The organism is Dechloromonas aromatica RCB, from assembly GCF_000012425.1.
This window is the reverse complement of sequence record NC_007298.1, coordinates 425,324-442,081: the sequence shown is the minus strand read 5'-3', so window position 1 is coordinate 442,081 and position 16,758 is coordinate 425,324. Positions and strand designations below refer to the sequence as shown.

The 16,758-nt window shown below is 58.9% G+C and carries 9 protein-coding genes; all 9 read right to left on the bottom strand.

Going from position 1 to position 16,758, the window contains the following annotated elements:
- Positions 1-39: 39 nt before the first annotated feature.
- The 9 genes from DARO_RS02085 to pbpC all read right to left on the bottom strand — a co-directional run bounded on the left by DARO_RS02085 (position 40) and on the right by pbpC (position 16,747).
- Complete coding sequence (locus tag DARO_RS02085; RefSeq protein ID WP_011286165.1) at positions 40-852, bottom strand: T6SS immunity protein Tli4 family protein; 813 nt, start codon at positions 850-852, stop codon at positions 40-42.
- A 50-nt stretch (positions 853-902) separates the two neighbouring features.
- Positions 903-1,985, bottom strand: coding sequence for a T6SS immunity protein Tli4 family protein (locus tag DARO_RS02080; RefSeq protein ID WP_041224166.1), 1,083 nt, complete (start codon positions 1,983-1,985; stop codon positions 903-905).
- Entirely contained in the window at positions 1,975-4,320 is a 2,346-nt protein-coding gene (locus DARO_RS02075; RefSeq protein ID WP_049758403.1) for a phospholipase D-like domain-containing protein, read from the bottom strand. Before DARO_RS02075 ends, DARO_RS02080 begins: the two co-directional genes overlap by 11 nt.
- Positions 4,321-4,430: 110 nt before the next feature.
- Positions 4,431-4,649 carry a hypothetical protein gene (locus tag DARO_RS21470; RefSeq protein ID WP_049758399.1) on the bottom strand — a complete coding sequence of 73 codons (219 nt, stop codon included), beginning with the start codon at positions 4,647-4,649 and terminating at the stop codon, positions 4,431-4,433.
- A 48-nt stretch (positions 4,650-4,697) separates the two neighbouring features.
- Complete coding sequence (locus DARO_RS02070; RefSeq protein WP_011286162.1) at positions 4,698-7,133, bottom strand: type VI secretion system tip protein VgrG; 2,436 nt, start codon at positions 7,131-7,133, stop codon at positions 4,698-4,700.
- 384 nt (positions 7,134-7,517) lie between these two features.
- Positions 7,518-8,657 carry a T6SS immunity protein Tli4 family protein gene (locus DARO_RS02065; protein WP_011286161.1) on the bottom strand — a complete coding sequence of 380 codons (1,140 nt, stop codon included), beginning with the start codon at positions 8,655-8,657 and terminating at the stop codon, positions 7,518-7,520.
- On the bottom strand, positions 8,654-10,960 hold the full coding sequence (locus DARO_RS21465; RefSeq protein WP_049758394.1) for a phospholipase D-like domain-containing protein: 2,307 nt from the start codon (positions 10,958-10,960) through the stop codon (positions 8,654-8,656). The genes DARO_RS02065 and DARO_RS21465 overlap by 4 nt, the downstream gene beginning before the upstream one ends.
- 41 nt (positions 10,961-11,001) lie before the next feature.
- Positions 11,002-14,286, bottom strand: a complete 3,285-nt coding sequence (locus tag DARO_RS02055) for a type VI secretion system tip protein VgrG (protein WP_011286159.1) — start codon at positions 14,284-14,286, stop codon at positions 11,002-11,004.
- 157 nt (positions 14,287-14,443) lie between these two features.
- The gene (pbpC, locus tag DARO_RS02050) at positions 14,444-16,747 is read right to left on the bottom strand and encodes a penicillin-binding protein 1C (RefSeq protein WP_041224164.1); all 2,304 of its coding nucleotides are present in this window, start codon (positions 16,745-16,747) and stop codon (positions 14,444-14,446) included.
- Between the last annotated feature and the right edge of the window lie 11 nt (positions 16,748-16,758).

Below are 16,758 nucleotides of genomic sequence, written 5' to 3'. Positions count from 1 at the left end.
GTCATGCCATAGAAACTCATGGCTTAAGTCTGCGCGTAACTACTGGCCTCTCCGTTGTCCCACACTTGCCGCTATTTGCCGCGCCAGCTTCAAGACTTCATCCTGCGTCAGGGGCTTGATACCGCGCTTGATCGCATTTTCTCGTTCTTGTTCGACAAAAAAGCGAATATCGGGGGCGGCTTCCGGGGTATCTGGATTGCCTCGGGCAACGGCAAGATAGATATAGTCCTCTTCGGTAGCATTTTTTCGCACGACGGCGAGGAATGTCTCTTGCCCAGGGCGACCATCCAGTTGAAGAGAGCGTCTAGCGGGTGCATGAAAGATGCTCCTCGCCGATTTCACTCGACTTGGTGTCACTTTGGCGCCCCAATACAGATCTGTCCGAAAATCATTGGTAACGGCATCGGGTCGAATATCCCCTCCGGGTTCCGGTGTCGGCTCGGCTGTCTCACTTTTGAGGTTAATCGTAATATCCGGATGCTCCTTGAGACGGTAGGTCATCGCGATGGCGTGTTTTTCCTGCCCGTTGTCCGGAACAAAAACATAAGGGAGACAAAGACCCGGCTCAGAGGGAACATCAAAAAGCTGGCGGGGGCGCAGGCCGGCAGCTATGGATTGGAGCAACGCCTTCGACTGCAACAACTCTGCTCCGTTTTGGACTCTTGTTCTCCAAGAGATATCGGTGTCGATCACCAGCACGGCAATTTCGGAATCGCGCTCGCCCAACAGGCTGCGGTCGTTGACGTTGGCGCTGCCGAGCAGCGCGAAGCGGTCGTCGACGACCATCAGTTTGCTGTGAATGTAGATTTGCTCGGTCACCACGTTTTGTCCGATCTTGGCCCAGTTGCACATTGGCTATCACCCACCAAAACTACGTCTCACGCCCTATGAGCAGGACGCAACTATCGGTTCGGGCGCTGCCCTACACTTGCCGCAATCTGTCGCGCAAGTTTCAGTACTTCATCCTGTGTCAAGGGCTGGATGCCACGCTTGATCGCGTTTTCTCGTTTTTGTTCGACCACCAGACGAACATCGGGCGCAGCCTCCAGAGTGTCTGGGTTGCCTCGTGAAACGGCGTGGTAGATGAAATCCTCTTTATCTTCATCAAGGCGAACAACCGCTAGGAATGTTTCCATGCCGGAGCGACCAGCCAACTGCGTTTGTCGCTTTGCCGGAGCATGCCAGATACTTCGAGCAGATCGAAGGTTGCCTGGTGCGGTTACGGTTCCCCAAAAAGTATCGGTTCGAAAATCGTTCGTGATGGAATCTGGGCGGATATCTCCTCCCGGTTTCGGTGCCGGCTCGGCTGTCTTACTTTTGAGGTTAACCGTGATGTCTGGATGCTCCTTGAGACGGTAGGTCATGGCAATAGCATGCTTTTCCTGCCCGTTGTCAGGAATAAAAACATAGGGCAGACAAAGGCCCGGTTCGGATGGGACATCGAACAGCTGACGGGGGCGTAGGCCGGCAACGATATTCTTTGCGCTTCGTTCAACTTCAGCAAATTCAGCGGCGTCGTTAGAGGTCTGTGACCACGAAAAAAGTGCATCGCCAGCAAAAATATTCAGTGTAATCCGACGGTTTGGTGCAACCCACCCCATGCCCTCCTGCTTTCCAATTGGCCATGCTTGAACGTTGATTTTTTCCTCGGTTTTGTAGGTCTTAGTAACGTTTGCTTTGATTTTTCTTAGCGCGACTAACGCTTCAAGCTTTTCTTCTTTCATTAGAGGATGGGTAACCCGACCTAGCGATAACGCAGTCCAGTCAGCTGTTTCACCATCAGGAAAGCGGGAATCTGGCCTTCCATATTGAACAGAATCCCTGAACCGTTCGCGCCCCAAAATCGCACCCTGATCCGCCTCGCCCGGCAACGCCAGTTGTAAGCGCCCAACGCATTCCTTTGGCCACTCGGAAGGAACCGTTTCCGCGCAACCCGCGCTCCCACAGATGAGTGCTGCCAACAACGCCATAGCGTTACGCCGCATTGCCCACTCCCTTATTTGCTTTGTCGGCTGAAGCCACCGCCGCTGGGGGAGTCGGACTCAGGACACCACCGGGTAGCGGATCCTTCTGGACCAGAATGGCGGTCGGCAACTTGAAGTCCAGATTCTCGTTTTTCGCCCAATGGATCGGCAGTGCCGTGATGAAACCCTTGATGCTCTCCAATCCGGCGACACCATCCGCCTTGAATTGTGGCCTCTTCCAGAATTCCGGTTGGCTGGGCATTGGGGCGGATAGCCCTCCCCCAACCCACGAGGGCAAAACACTACAGGGAATAGGCTCGCCATCATCATCTTTGGCTCCCGACCAATTCTTCGGCACAAACGGAAACGCCTTTTCATAAGCCTCGGCATTGGCCTTGGCCTGTTTCTGGATGGCTTGCCAGCTGGCCGGATTGGCGGGTTGTTCGATGGCCTGCTTCAAATGGCTGGCCGGACGGATGTTGCCGGTGATGCCGAATATCTTTTTCCAGACGCCCATGCGCAAATCGCGGGCAAAGGTGCGCACCGGTTTCTGGCTTCCCGTGCCGACATCGCATTGGCTGGTATCGGTGTCGATCACCAGTACGGCGATTTCAGAATCGCGCTCGCCCAGCAGGCTACGGTCGTTGACGTTGGCGCTGCCGAGCAGCGCGAAGCGGTCGTCGACGACCATCAGTTTGCTGTGAATGTAAATTTGCTCGGTCACCATGTTTTGCCCAATTTTCGCCCAGTTACGCAGGTTGAGTAGCGTAACGTAGCGTTCGCAGGCTTCGACGGGAATTTTCTCGTATTCCTTGTTGTTGGGATCTTTCAGCGCCGATTCGTAGGGCTGTTTCTTATCCTTGAGTTCCTTGGCCCTGAGCGCCCGACGGATGCCATTCAGGAGACTGTGGCTGCCGCCGGCGATGCTTTGCATGGTCCAGTACACCTGTGCCGCAATAGCGTGTTTCATCAAGTCGCCTTCTGGGTGCACCGGCAAGGTGATGTAGACGTGAAATCGCGGTTTCGAGGCATCGAAGATCGCTTGTTGTATCCGCTCGATGAGTGCCCGGCAGATACCATTTTGTGGGGTCTGATTGAGTGCCGCGCTGCTCAACTCATCGGCCTGGCGAACAATGGAGACTGTGCCTCTGCCGATGCCTTTTGAACTATTCCGGATGTACTCTCCAACCGGACTAAGGTCTCTAGGGCTGATTTTTTCCCCAAAATCCGACACAAAAAACTGGCTTTCTATGTAGACGAAGTGTGCTGCGTTCTCGATGAGGCGAATCATCGCTTGCTGGATGCCGTCATCTGTTCCGGCCGACGGTGCCGCAAAGGCTTCCTTGCCTGCCTGGGCATATTCCTTGATCCGCATGGCAGCCGGCGCACTACGCAGAAACTGGATACGTGCCGAACCGGACTTGGGGTAGGACGCAGGGCTGTCCGGCAAGGCCAGCTTGGTCTTGCTCCCAATGTTCCAGCGCACCACGAAATTGCGCACCATGTCCGAAACAACCGGGCCTTCGATGCGGCAATGGACATCCTGCCAGGGCATGCGCGGCTGCATGTGCTCGTCGAGCGTGCTCAGGTCCAGCGTATTGAAGTCGGTTTTTTGCTTATTCGCCAAAGCGGCATTGTCTTCATAAGGGGCTTGCCATCCACCGTTATAGGCTTTGTCGGAGTTTTTTTCGGCAGGCGTACGGTCGTCGGCCGCCTGGGCCGAGAGGATCGGGATTCCTGCCATGCCGCTGCCAATTGATTGCCACACGCTGGGCCGGGTGTTGTCAGCAAGGCCCGACATCAGGTCCGGATCGACCACGTCGCTTTCCTTGAGCGGCTTTGCCCATGCAATGCATGGGTTGTAACGGTTCAATACGGCACGCCCATCGGCATCGGGCTTCAGTGTGTAGGTTTCATCATCGTAACGCCCATAGGATAGATCAAGGCCGCCCATGTAGCCGATCTTGCGGTCCACTACGACGCATTTCTGGTGGTGGCTGAAGTAATTGGCATTGGTTCCGGCATATGACCCGGACAACAAGACGTGAATGGCCTTCTTGTCACCTTTCAGACCCAAGCGCTTGTTGATGTCCTCAAGCACGGCTTTGGTCTGGTCGTCGTATGTTTGGACTGGATTGGTATCGTTCCACGGCATGACGTAAAACTTCACGCCGCGTTTGGCATTCCGGTAGAGCAAATCGTATAGGCGAACACCGGGAGCCAGCAAGGCATCCCACGAAACCTGCCAGCCAAGAATCAATACCTCGCTCTGTGCTGCATCAACGCTGGCAATTAAATCTGCGAAATAAGCTTTTCCAGACAGAAGCGGGATCGCCTTGTTGCCATCTCGCGGCATGGCAAACACATCAGGGCCACTGCCGATCCATGGATTGAAGCAACCGGTAGCGGTATGGGGCTTGCCATCTGTTCCGATAATTTGATGGACTGTTGAACTAGGCTTAGCCATTACACGCCTTTCTTGAATTTCTCGAAGACAGCATTTGCAGAATTCCCCAGTTCGCTCCTCGCCAATGGTGCTGCAAATACGCCGGCTTCGATATCAGCTGCAACGCCAAAGCTATCGGCGAAACCTAATGAATCCAGAGCGTGTTCCAGCTTTTGCTGATCTGTCCAGCCTTCGCGCTCTTTGGTCACTTCTAGCCGTTTAATCTGGCCTTCAAACAAAACCCAAACACCTTTTCCGGAGGAATAGGCTTCTGCAAGCTGCTTCTCCTAGTCTGAAGATAGCGCAAGCATCCCCTGAGCATCGCTTTGGCCGGACATAAGTGTTGCCGAATGGGTTAACGCTTCACTTTCGTCTGCCGCCAACACCATTCGCCAAGAAGTTTCGCTCAATACCGCGCCATCCGGCCCTGGCATATCGGTCAGCTTGAAATCAAATTTTGGAGGCGTAGTTTCAAATGGATTTTCCGGGAACCGTGGCAATCCGTAGTTCTGCTGTTCCGGCCCCGCAAACGACTTCTTGCTCGCATGCACCGTCATCGTCCCCGGGCACTGTACGGTGATGCCGCCGTCGATGGTGATGCTCGCCCCGCCTTGTACGGCGAGGTGGATCTTCTTGGCTGCCGCGAAGTCGATGTGCTGGGTGGCGGAAACGAGTTTGATGTCTTTCTTGGCCAGGAACTTCATTTCGTCGCTTTGGGCTTGCAGGTCGATGTCGTCCTTGGAAGCGATCAGTTTGAGGCCGGTATTGCCGTCGCCGGGATTGATCGCACCTGCCAGCAGGCCGATGGCTTGACCGCTGTGGATTCTGGCTTTGCCGGCAATGGCGAGGTTGGTGTCTTCACCACTTTCGAAGACCAGGGTTTCGCCGTTGGTGTATTGCAGGTTTTGTCCGGCGACGTGGCCGATGCCGGCTTTGCCGGTCTGGACGATGGCGGGGTCGGTGAGGTGCGGGCGTTTGTCGGGGCTGGCGTTGGTGATTTTTTGTTGGGCGTCTTGCTTGGCGGCGCTTTGATCCTTGGCGTCGACCATGCCGCTGGAGACTTTGTGCAGCGCTTTGAGCGGTGCGGCTTCGGGGTCGATCCTGCTTTGGTCTTTGCCCTGGGTGCCGATGGCGCTTGAGAGTTGGACGGTCTGGTGGGTGGCGGCGGCCTGGTTAAGGGTTCTGGCGAGGGTATCAGCTTGCCTGAGCAGGGCCATGGCCGGGGCCATGTCGCCGGCCGGTTGTGCCGTCGATGCACCGGCGGACGGGTGAGCCCAGGTGGTCATGACCAGGCCTTGGCCGCCACGCAGGGCGCCCCAGGCGTCCGTGCGCAACTCCGTGCCGGTGCCGCGGAAGGAGCCACGGTAGTTGTCGGCCTGGTGGATGAGGTGGCCGAGGTTGAGTTCGCTGTGGTGTTGGGTGCTCTTGAGTTGCAGGCGTTGTTGTTGGTCGCTGTCGTCGAGGAGCAGTTGGTTGTAGCCGCTGGCGCTGCCGAATTCCTTGCTCTTGAAGCCGGTGAGGGCGGCGCTGTGGCGGTGGCTGGTTTCGGCGGCGCCGTGCCAGGCGGGGCTGTTGCCGCCGGCGGTGTTGCCCTGGCCGCTCGGGCGGTGGTCGCTGGCGCTATCGAAGACGTTGTCAGCCTGGGTTTTGGTGCTGTCGCCACCCGGGGTGGCGCTGATGCCGCCCTCCCCCTGGCCGTTGTAGAGGGCGCCGAGCAGGTAGGGGCGGTCGATGTCGCCGCCGACGAAGTCGACGAGGACTTCCTGGCCGATGCGGGGGAGCCATTGCCAGCCCATGCCGGGGCCGGCTTGCCGGCTGAGGACGCGGACCCAGCAGGAGTCACGATCATCCGGGGTTTCAGCTTGTTGCCAGTGGAAGCGGATCTTGACGCGGCCGAGGGCATCGCACCAGAGTTCGTCGGGGCCGCTAGGGCTGGTTTGGCCTTCGGGACCAACGACGAGGGCGCTCATCGGGCCGGGTGCGGTGGGCCGGGGATTGATCCGGGCACCGGAACGGTCTTCGAGTTCGGGGCGCCACGGGACGTTGGCGGCGTGAGCGTCGAAGGTGTTGCCGTAGCCGCGCTCGACGGCGAGCTTGAGGAGTTCAGTCGGGAGGCTGGGCGGAGCACTGATCGGGGTCAGGGCATCACCGGTCGCCAGAGCATCGCTGGCGTCGATCTTCTGGGCGCCTTGCCCGAGGCGTTGGGCGATGGTGGCGATGGCTTCGCCGCTCAGGTTATTGATGCCGAGGTGGGTGATGTCGGTGGCGGCGTACCGGTGTTCGGCGTCGGCCTTGGCGGGATCGATGGGCAGGCCGATCAGGTCAAAGACGGTGCCGGGACGCAGGCTGCGCACGGTGCTGCGACCCAGCCAGGTGCGATGCCCGGCCTCGCGGGCTTCCATGGCCAGCCGGCCATAGCGTTCGGCTTCGGCTGCATTGGCCCAGGCGTAGAGGCCGGGGTGGTCGTGGCTTTCGAGGACCGGGGCGTTCTTGCCGCCGATGGGCTGGGCGCTGGTGATGTTGAGGGTGACGTTCTTCTTGGCTTTGTAGTCGTAGGTGATGGCGCTGATCACCGAGCTGGCCAGGCGGTGGCGTTCACCGAAGGCGAGGATGGCGTCCTGATCCTCTTGCGAATCGGCCCGGTGGTAGCGGATGCCCTGGCCGCCATTGGCCGATTGGGAAACGATGTCTTCGGGAAAGCGCTGGCTGTCGGCGAAGATCACGATGCCAACGCCGTCAATAATGCATCTTTGGAAAGGAGTGGAGTATCAAGAACAACAGTGCTCCGCCGACGAAACCGATGCCAAGAAAGACACCCAAGGCGATCCCCGTGATCGTCCTCAATTCCCGAAATCGCTCGCTAATCACCATTAACAGGAATGGTGAACATGCAGGAAAAAAATAAACCCATGGCTTAGTGAAGCTATGGTGCTGAATAAAATCATCGACACCAAAGGGGGACACTATTACTACACACCAGATAATTGAACCTGCCGTCGAAACAAGGAACGATAAAAGGCAACACCTAAAAAATCCCAGCCTTTCTAAATGTTTAGTATCCATTAGGTTCGCTAACGGCAAGTTCAAATTCGAAGAAAACGGCCCAATCAACGCCTTCTGATCGAGCTAGCAATATGATTCGCAATTTCTTCGATCTGATCCTTCGAGAGTGGAGTGCCAGTCGCATTGACATTTTTTCCAACGACGTAGAGCGTCAGGTCAGGGCGATCATCCTTGGGCGTTTTGTCTCCGCGCACGAAGGCGAAATAACCATGATCCAGTGAACCATCCGGATTGGTGATTTCAACGAGACTACGCTTGCCCTTGAAACCTGCCAGTTCGACATCCGGGAAGTGGACCACGCCAGGAATATGCGGATTGATCAGTTGCAGTTTCTTGGCATATCGACCTCTGCCTTGACTCTCCCAGAAATCATTGATGATCTTCTCTGGGGACGCCTTTTCATCGCCATTAGTAAAATTATCGGAAAAATAAATTTCGATTTCAGGATGGTCAATCAGGCGATAAGTCATCGCTACGGCACGCGGCAAGGTGCCGTCATCGGGCAGAAAAGCGTGGTGCAGGCACAGACCTTGTTCCTTGGGCACCTCGAAGATTTCACGCGAGCGGATGTGGTCGGAGATGTATTGAGGCGTAGGAAAGGCGCTTGGGTCAGTTTCGGAATATTTGTAACTAAACAGCCGGTCATCACGCCATAGCAGGTAATAACTTGCATGCCATTTCCAGGCATGGGAGTGCGAAAACGGCGAGGCCATCATTTCGATAAATGGTACCTGTTCGTTGTCCTTCTTGGACACGCTATTGATCAAACGCCTTTTTGTCTGGGTGTAGTAGCTATCCATCGCGCGCTGAAAGCGTTCAAATTCCGCTTTGTCAGCCCGAGGTCCTGTTGTCAAATGAACTGCCCCAACACCGATGGACTGAGTTGAACGCGTCGCATTCCCACTGGTATTTCCTGAAGTCTCAATAACATCTGAGAAATGGTAGTAAGCCATGCCTCTTCCGCCTAGAAATGTGATTGCGGCATCAGTGGGATACATCGGATCATCATCCGGATTCTCAAAGGCTTTGTTAACCAACATGGCAACCTCCACCTTCCCGGGCAACGCCAGCGTAAATCGCCCAACACAATCGGTCTGCCAATCGAATTGACCGGCAGCGCTAGCACATGTGGTCAGAAACAGGCCAAGCATCAGGCAACCTATGACGATGTGTCGAAAGTTCATACTTCCCGTCCTCCGGAAGGTGGCATGCCGGTCAGCACGGTGGGTTTTTCCCCGCTGGCGCCTGGGTATCTGGGGAGCGGCACATCGTTGATCGCGACCAGCGCGATGTGATACCCGAGATTGTTGTTCTCCCGTTCGGTCCAGCGGATAGGCAAAGCCGTGATGAAGCCCTTGATCGAGTTCAGTTGTGCTACGGCATTGGCCTTGAATTGAGTGGCTTTCCAGAAAACTTCCTGGAAGGGCATCAGGCCATTGAGCGACCCCCTCTCTTTGGGCCGTAAAGGATTTTGGCCATTCGGATATTCCCAGCGTGACCAGATAGACGATGCTTCACTCTCGTCAAATATCGATACGTTGCGTGGAACCCAGTCAAACACCGCTTCGTAGGCATCCGTGTTGGCTTGCGCAACCGACTGAATGGCTTTGACGGTCTTGGGATCAGCCGGTCGATCAATCATCCCGGCAAGTTCGTTGGCTGGATGAGCGCCGCCCGTAGGCAGACAGATTTTCTGCTCCAACCCGAAAATCTTGCGCCAGATAGCCTTGCGGGTCGCTCGTGCATGTTTGAGTGTCAGCACCTGCCGGCCTGTGCCGTCGAGATCGGTGTATTCCTCTTGCGAGTCGTGAACCAGCACGGCAATTTCGGAATCCCGTCGGCCCAGCAGGCTGCGGTCGTTGATGTTGGCACTACCGTGCAATACGAAGCAGTCATCCACAATGATCAGCTTGGTATGCACGTAGATTTGCTCGGTAACGTAACGATCCCCCAACTGGGCCCAGTTGCGCAGGTTGAGCAGCGTCAGGTATTGGGGCCATTCTTCAGGGTCGCGTTTAACTTCTTTTAATGCCGCCTTTACTCTCTCCAAAAGGCTCTGCCGCCCAAACACTAACGATTGCATAGTCCAGTGAATTTGGGTCATGGTCGGGCCGGCGTTTAGAAATCCTTCCGGGTGCACGGGCAAGACGATATACACATGAAACGGTGGGTGGCCCTTAGTGATAATGGCTTTTCGGATGCGGTCAGCCAGTGCCTGGCAAACGGCATTACGGATTGGCCCATCGGCATCACCGGGCATAGTGCGCGTTGCCCGTACGCCCCATTTGACGCCTTCATTGACTTCATTTGCTGGGCCAGAGAATGCGGCGTCACGTGCCGGGCTAGGCGCGCCAAACGCCGTCGTAAAAAACTGGTTCTCGATATAAATGTAGTGTCGGGATTCGTTAATCAGCGTCAGCAGTGCTTGGCGTATATCGTCTTCAGCACCTTCTGGTTTTCCTTTTTGGTTGGGAAATGCGGCCTCTGCATCTTTTTCTGCAACTTTGCCTGCTTCCGCATTTCGCAGATTGGCCGATGCGCTGCGCAACACCTGAACGGAACATCCGCTATCTCCCGGTATCGGCTTGGTGGCAATGACCGGTGGATCAAGCGTTGGCACGAGCGCACTGCCTGCACCGATATTCCAGCGCAGAATGAAGCTGGCCGCGACATTGGCGGCAGCAGGGCCATCGATACGCTGCTGAAGGTCTTGCCACGGCATACGCGGCTGCGTTGCCGGGTCGAGGCTCACGCGGCTGCCCGTTTTGACAGGCTGAAGGGCGTGCCCCGTGATGATGTCGTCTAGCACTTTCTTGCGGTTGCCCGCTAGCGAGTACCATCCGCCAAGGAGCAGATCGTGGTCGATTATCTTGCCCACCACCGTTCCGGTAGCTGGAATACACGAATTGTAGCGGTTCATGCCATCTCGACCGTCTGCATCGGCCTTCAGGCAATATGTTTCGTCATCATAGCGACCGTAGGCCAAATCGATACCACCGATGAAGGCAGTCTTTCGGTCGATGGCAACCAGTTTTTGGTGGTGACTGAAGAACATTTCATCTTCGTCGGAGCGTTTGGGCGAGCGATAGACGAACACCTTGCCTTTACCAAGCCTATCCTCCAAGGCTCGAAGCACGTTTTCAGTCGATTTGGCGTAGGTTTCCACTTGAGATGGATTGTCCCACGGCATGAGGTAGATTTTGGGCCCACCGGATTTCTTGGCAATTTCAAGGATGATGTCGACCAAACGGAGTCCATCGGGACCAATTTGCGCATCCCAGTTAATTTGCCATCCAGCGATGAGTACTTCTGATGACGCGCCGCGTAGTGCTTCTATCAACGATGCGAAGTACGCTTTGCCGCTGACCAGCGGAGTCACTGTATTTCCGCCAACCGGGCTAGAAAACTCTTGCCCATAGTGCAAATCGATATTCGTTGTTCCGTAGGAATCGTGTGCTTTCTGGTCCTTTGAAATGACCTGTTGCATGGATCGCTCAACAGCTGGTGACGATCTGGTATTCATACCGGTTAGCCTTTTTTGATCAGATTGAATACGGCTTCCGTTGCCATTGAACCGGCGCAAAGCCTTGCCCACTTGGCGTGCCCTGTTTCTGTCGGCGTACTGCCATCTACGTTGGAAATCATGTCGGTATAGCCAAGCGCGTCCAGCGCATATTCCATTTTTTGCGTATCAGTCCAATCTTCCTTCTCTTGAGTAATGCAGAGTTTCCGTACTTGCCCACCAAATCGAACCCAAATATTGTTTGGGCTATCGTCATATTCGTCTTTCAGGAGGTCTTGCTCGGACTGGCTAAGCGCAAGGCGTCCTTCACCGTTACTTACTCCTTTGAGTAGTGATTTATCCGCCATGCGCGCACCGTCTTCGTCAGACGCACGCACAATTTGCCAATCCAAATCGCTAAGCGGTTTGCCACTAGGGCCAGGTATGTGCGTTAAAAGCATCGAGAATGCGGCAACCGTTTCTGGCAAAGCGGTCTGCGGAAATTGAGGTAGTGCGTAACTTCCTTGTCCCGGCCCCGTAAAACTCTTCTTGCTCGCATGCACCGTAATCGTCCCAGGACACTGCACGGTGATGCCACCATCGATGGTGATGCTCGCCCCGCCTTGTACGGCGAGGTGGATCTTCTTGGCTGCCGCGAAGTCGATGTGCTGGGTGGCGGAGACGAGTTTGATGTCTTTCTTGGCCAGGAACTTCATTTCGTCGCTTTGGGCCTGCAGGTCGATGTCGTCCTTGGCGGCGATCAGCTTGATACCGGTGTTGCCGTCGCCCGGGGCGATGGCGCCGGCCAGGAGGCCGATGGCCTGGCCACTGTGGATTCTGGCTTTGCCGGCGATGGCGAGGTTGGTGTCTTCGCCGCTGGCGAGGACGAGGGTTTCGCCGTTGGTGTATTGCAGGTTCTGCCCAGCGACGTGGCCGATGCCGGCTTTGCCGGTCTGGACGATGGCGGGGTCGGTGAGGTGCGGGCGTTTGTCGGGGCTGGCGTTGGTGATTTTTTGTTGGGCGTCTTGCTTGGCGGCGCTTTGATCCTTGGCGTCGACCATACCGCTACTGACTTTGTGCAGCGCTTTGAGCGGTGCGGCTTCGGGGTCAATCTTGCTTTGGTCCTGGCCCTGGGTGCCGATGGCGCTTGAGAGTTGGACGGTCTGGTGGGTGGCGGCGGCCTGGTTAAGGGTTCTGGCGAGGGTATCAGCTTGCCTGAGCAGGGCCATGGCCGGGGCCATGTCGCCGGCCGGTTGTGCCGTCGATGCACCGGCGGACGGGTGAGCCCAGGTGGTCATGACCAGGCCTTGGCCGCCACGCAGGGCGCCCCAGGCGTCCGTGCGCAACTCCGTGCCGGTGCCGCGGAAGGAGCCACGGTAGTTGTCGGCCTGGTGGATGAGGTGGCCGAGGTTGAGTTCGCTGTGGTGTTGGGTGCTCTTGAGTTGCAGGCGTTGTTGTTGGTCGCTGTCGTCGAGGAGCAGTTGGTTGTAGCCGCTGGCGCTGCCGAATTCCTTGCTCTTGAAGCCGGTGAGGGCGGCGCTGTGGCGGTGGCTGGTTTCGGCGGCGCCGTGCCAGGCGGGGCTGTTGCCGCCGGCGGTGTTGCCCTGGCCGCTCGGGCGGTGGTCGCTGGCGCTATCGAAGACGTTGTCAGCCTGGGTTTTGGTGCTGTCGCCACCCGGGGTGGCGCTGATGCCGCCCTCCCCCTGGCCGTTGTAGAGGGCGCCGAGCAGGTAGGGGCGGTCGATGTCGCCGCCGACGAAGTCGACGAGGACTTCCTGGCCGATGCGGGGGAGCCATTGCCAGCCCATGCCGGGGCCGGCTTGCCGGCTGAGGACGCGGACCCAGCAGGAGTCACGATCATCCGGGGTTTCAGCTTGTTGCCAGTGGAAGCGGATCTTGACGCGGCCGAGGGCATCGCACCAGAGTTCGTCGGGGCCGCTAGGGCTGGTTTGGCCTTCGGGACCAACGACGAGGGCGCTCATCGGGCCGGGTGCGGTGGGCCGGGGATTGATCCGGGCACCGGAACGGTCTTCGAGTTCGGGGCGCCACGGGACGTTGGCGGCGTGAGCGTCGAAGGTGTTGCCGTAGCCGCGCTCGACGGCGAGCTTGAGGAGTTCAGTCGGGAGGCTGGGCGGAGCACTGATCGGGGTCAGGGCATCACCGGTCGCCAGAGCATCGCTGGCGTCGATCTTCTGGGCGCCTTGCCCGAGGCGTTGGGCGATGGTGGCGATGGCTTCGCCGCTCAGGTTATTGATGCCGAGGTGGGTGATGTCGGTGGCGGCGTACCGGTGTTCGGCGTCGGCCTTGGCGGGATCGATGGGCAGGCCGATCAGGTCAAAGACGGTGCCGGGACGCAGGCTGCGCACGGTGCTGCGACCCAGCCAGGTGCGATGCCCGGCCTCGCGGGCTTCCATGGCCAGCCGGCCATAGCGTTCGGCTTCGGCTGCATTGGCCCAGGCGTAGAGGCCGGGGTGGTCGTGGCTTTCGAGGACCGGGGCGTTCTTGCCGCCGATGGGCTGGGCGCTGGTGATGTTGAGGGTGACGTTCTTCTTGGCTTTGTAGTCGTAGGTGATGGCGCTGATCACCGAGCTGGCCAGGCGGTGGCGTTCACCGAAGGCGAGGATGGCGTCCTGATCCTCTTGCGAATCGGCCCGGTGGTAGCGGATGCCCTGGCCGCCATTGGCCGATTGGGAAACGATGTCTTCGGGAAAGCGCTGGCTGTCGGCAAAAAGGCGCAGGCGATGGCCGGCCGGGGCTTCCTTGTCTTCTTCGACGCACCAGCCAAGGCCTTCTTCGGCCAGCAGGCGGGAGACGAAGGCGTAGTCGGATTCGCCGTATTGCACGCAGTAGCTGCGCGGCCGAGCATCGGCCAGGAAGCCGGCGACTTCGTCGCTCCATTGCCAGGCGGCGACGTCGGCGTAGTCGGCAAAGACGGTTTCGACAATATCGATGACGGTCTTTTCCTGAAAGACACGGTTGTGCCGGCCGCGGCTGAGTAGCCAGATCCAGGGCACAACGGTCAGGCGGTAGCGGGCGAACCCGCCGTCGGCACCGAGCTTCTGGGCAGCGCGGACGAGGCCGCTACGGCTGGCCCGGCTGCCGTCGGAGAGACGGGTGTTCAGGGTCAGGGAACGGCCGAGGAAACGTTTGAGTTCGAGATGGGTATCGGTTGCCAGCAGGTCAATGCAGATTTCAAATCCACCGGACAAGGCCTCCCGCCCCCACCAGGCTTCGACCGCCAGATCAGGCCCCGCTTCATCGCGCCAGGTGAGTTCGTAGAGACGAGTGTCTGAGAGGAAAGTCGGGAGCATGAGGAATTGCCGGAGAGGTCAAACAGGAGGTGCATTCGCCATGAATTAATGACGAATGATTTAACCCGAGATTTTACGCGAATTGAATAAATTTTCGTGACTTATTGCACCATTGCCGCAGAAAACCCTCTGTTTCCGGCCACCGACAAGCTGCGCCCTACCTCACGCTGACCGTCAGTCGATCAAACCGCCCCTGATCATCCATCACGGTGATATCGACCCGCCCGGTTTCTTCCAGCCGATGGATCAGCGGCATCGAAGCCGAACGATGCGCAACGAGCCGGCCATTGATCAGCCAATAGACCTGTCCGCGATGGCCGCGCAGTTCGAGGCGGATCACCGGTGGCTGATCCGGGCGCGGGCGTCTCAGCACCTCGCCGTTGGTCAAGCCGACGATACGCAGGCCGGCTTCCGGCTCATTCTTCGCCTGGCACTTGGTATCCCAGGGTGGCGTCTGGGCCTTTTGCCGGATGTCGGCGCTCAGCCAAGGCTCCAGGGCCGCCGGCCAGCGCACCGCTTCGACCGAGCGGCGTGGTCGCGAACTGCATTCGGGCGTTACCCGCAAACCACTGACGGCATCGACCTCGTAGCTGTAGCGCACCTCGCCGCTGCGCAGACGATCCGGAAAAGTCGGTGGTGCCGTGCCGTTCAGCACCCAGGCCAGCGATTGCCGATGGCACAAACTCTCTTCGGCCGGATCGAAGCGCGTACCCAGCGGCCAGCAGATCTTTTCCTGCTGCACGGAAGGCGGGGGAACGCGCGTCGTAGCCGGCTGATGGTCGAGCGCATCGAAAATATCGACCAGCAGCGGCGCGGCAATATTGGCGCCGAAAAAGCCCGGATTGGGCGTGCCATCCGGCCGGCCGATCCAGACGCCGACGGTCAGACGATCCGACACGCCGATCGACCAGGCGTCGCGAAACCCAAAGCTGGTCCCGGTCTTCCAGGCGATGCCGCGGCGAATGCCCGGTCCCTGTTCGACGGCGCGACCGACCGGTCCGCCGGACTCCAGCACGTCGCGAATGATGAAGGCGGCGCCCGGCGACAGCATGCGCTGCTCGACAAGCGGCGCATCCAGCGTATAGCGCGGCTTGCCAGACACGCCCTGACGGGCGAAGGCGGTGTAGGCGCCGACCAGTTGCTCCAGCGTCGTTCCGGCCCCGCCGAGAATGACCGACAGGTTGGGCGTTTCGCCTTTGGGGAAATCCAGCTTCAGGCCACCGCGGCGCAGCGCGGCAACGAAGCGGTTCGCTTCCAGCCGGTCGAGCACCTCGACGGCCGGCACGTTCAGGGACTTGGCCAGTGCTTCGGAAACGCTGACCGCGCCGTGGAAGGATTGCTGGAAATTGCCCGGCTGATAGCCGCCGAAGGATTGCGGCACATCGGCGAGCAGCGATTCGGAGTGGATCAACCCTTCGTCGAGTGCCAGCCCGTAGAGGAAGGGCTTGAGCGTCGAGCCGGGCGAACGCGAGGCGCGCACCATGTCGACGAAGGCGAAGCGGTCGACGTCGCCGAAATCGGCCGAACCGGCATAGGCCCGGACTTCCAGCGTTTCGTTATCAACGACCATGGCGGCCATCGAAACACGCGGCGGCAAGGCGGCAAGGCGGCTGGTCAGCAACAGCTCGACCGTCTGCTGGGCTTGCGCGTCGATGGTCGTGTCGATGCGGAGCCGGCCACGCGCTTCCTTGCGCAGGCGCTCGGCCAGCAACGGTGCCAGCAGGGGATCGCGGATGGTCTGGGCGATGATCGGCTCCTGCAGCGCATCCCGGATTTCGGCATCCGGCCAGACGCCGGCCATGCGGTGCAGCACCTTGTCACGGGCGACACGGGCGCGGGCTGGCTGGCGATCGGGCCGCAAGCGCGACGGCACTTGCGGCAAAACAGTGAGCAGCGCTGCATCGGCATGACTCAGGCGCTTGGCCGGCTTGCCGAGATAGGCCCGACTGGCCGCTTCGACGCCTTCGAGAACCCCGCCCATCGGCGCGTAATTGACGTAGATGGCGAGGATTTCATCCTTGGAGTAATGCAGTTCGAGTTGCAGGGCGCGCAGGATCTGCCGGGCCTTGCCGGGCAGCGTGCGCGGCGTCGGCGCGATGATGCGGGCAACCTGCATGGTCAGCGTCGAACCGCCGGAGACAATGCGCCCATGCCATGCCCATTGCCAGGCGGCCCGCGTCAGTGCCAGCGGATTGACGCCGGGATGCCAGCGGAACCAGCGGTCTTCGTAACGTTCGAGCGCCTGCAGGTAGAGCGGCGAGACGTCTGCAAGCGCCACCGGATGACGCCAGACATGATCGCGGTCCGGAAAGGCCCGCAGCGGCGTGCCGTCGCGGGCAACGATCAGCAGCGCATTCGGCGCATCGCGGCCGGGCACCGGTGGTGGGAAAGCCGCATCAAGGCCCGCCAGTAGCAGCAGGGCGAGCAGCGCGCCCCACTGCCAGCGCGGACGGCGGCTCAACCACCCGCGCC